The sequence below is a fragment of the Mesorhizobium sp. M7A.F.Ca.CA.004.04.2.1 genome (assembly GCF_004022825.1).
GTDB lineage: Bacteria > Pseudomonadota > Alphaproteobacteria > Rhizobiales > Rhizobiaceae > Mesorhizobium.
Map to the genome: position 1 here is coordinate 1 of NZ_RZPH01001297.1, position 1,397 is coordinate 1,397.

The 1,397-nt window shown below is 65.4% G+C and carries 1 protein-coding gene and 1 pseudogene; one reads left to right on the forward strand and one right to left on the reverse strand.

Annotated elements, in window-relative coordinates; translation table 11 throughout:
- Window positions 1-132 (forward strand): annotated as a pseudogene (locus tag EN893_RS39645) (FAD-binding oxidoreductase); the annotation flags it as partial.
- On the opposite strand, the gene EN893_RS34010 reads toward EN893_RS39645, so the two are convergent.
- A partial coding sequence (locus EN893_RS34010) for an amidase (protein WP_164901383.1) occupies window positions 126-1,397 on the reverse strand: 1,272 nt, incomplete at its 5' end. The pseudogene EN893_RS39645 and the gene EN893_RS34010 overlap by 7 nt on opposite strands.

A 1,397-nucleotide genomic window follows, 5' to 3' on the forward strand; every position in this document is an offset into this window, starting at 1 on the left:
GTCTATGTCGCCGTCATGCATTCCGGCATCACGTTGGCGCCGGCCATCGGCCTGTTCGCCGCTCGGGAAATCCTCGACGGCGAGCGCGACCCCTTACTTGCCCCTTATGGATTGTCGCGTTTCGCTCAATAGGCGGGCGGACGCCGAAAGCCGCCGGTCAGTGGTTCGATTGCCCTGGCGATGCCGAGCAGCTGTGACTCCGACCAGCGTTTGCCGACCAGTTGCAAGCCGATCGGCAAGCCCTCGCTGCCCTGTCCGCATGGGATGGAAAGCGCCGGATGGCCGCTGTAGTTGAAGACGGCGCCATAGGCCGGCAGCATCCAGTAGCTCTGCTCCTTGCCGTCGACCGTGATCGGCGTGCCCGGCTCGCAATGCGGGAAGGCGGAAGTCATGGCGACCGGGCAGAGCAGCGCGTCATGGTTTTCGAAAAACCGGTCCCAGGCGAGAATGGACCTGTCGCGGCGGGCGAGCGCCTCGAACCAGCGCGAGACCGGCGTCGGCTCCTCCGGCGACTCCGGCTGCGCGGCCTCCAGCATCATGCCGATCAGCGCGCCGCCCTGCTCCAGATCGTGGTGCAGATCGAGTTTCGGCAGTTTTGCCTCCTCAACGAGGGCACCGGCCGATTGCAGCTGCCTTGCGAGGTTTTCGACTGCGGCGCTGATGTCGCCGGCCACCGGAAAGCCGGGAAAGGACGGCGCGAAGGCGATGCGCAATGTCCTAGGGTCGAGCTTCGGCATATCCTGGACCGGCACCGGAGCAAGATCGGTGTCGCTTCCATCCGGGCCGGCGATGATTTGATAAATCAGCGCCAAATCTTGCACGCTGCGCGCCAACGGCCCGAGGCAGGACATCAGCCGCACGCTGCGCGCGGCACCGCCGGGATCGGGGAAGGCACCGGCCAGCGAGACACGATGCTCCGTCGGCTTCAAGCCATAAACACCGCAAAAGGCGGCCGGCAGCCGGATCGAATCCTGCATGTCTGTGCCCACGTCGAACGGCGTCATCCCCAAGCAAATTGCCGCTGCCGCGCCTCCGCTGGAGCCTCCCGCCGTGCGCTGGAGATTCCATGGATTGTTGGTGCGGCCGAACAGCGGGTTGTTCGATTGCCAGTCCGAAAGCATGGCCGCGACATTGGTCTTGGCCATCAGCACGCCGCCGGCCGCTTTCAGTCTGATGACGACCGGGCTGTCCTGCTTGGCGACATAGTCGGCAAAGGGCGGGAAGCCGACCGTGGTCCTTATGCCTGACGTTTCGTGCATGTCTTTCAGCGTGAACGGCACGCCATGCAGAGGTCCGGGTGCGGCGCCGCGCGCCTGGGCAGCGTCCGCCTTCTTGGCACGCTCGCGGGCGCCTTCCCTGTCGAGCGAGATGACGGCATTCACCGCATGGTTGTGCGC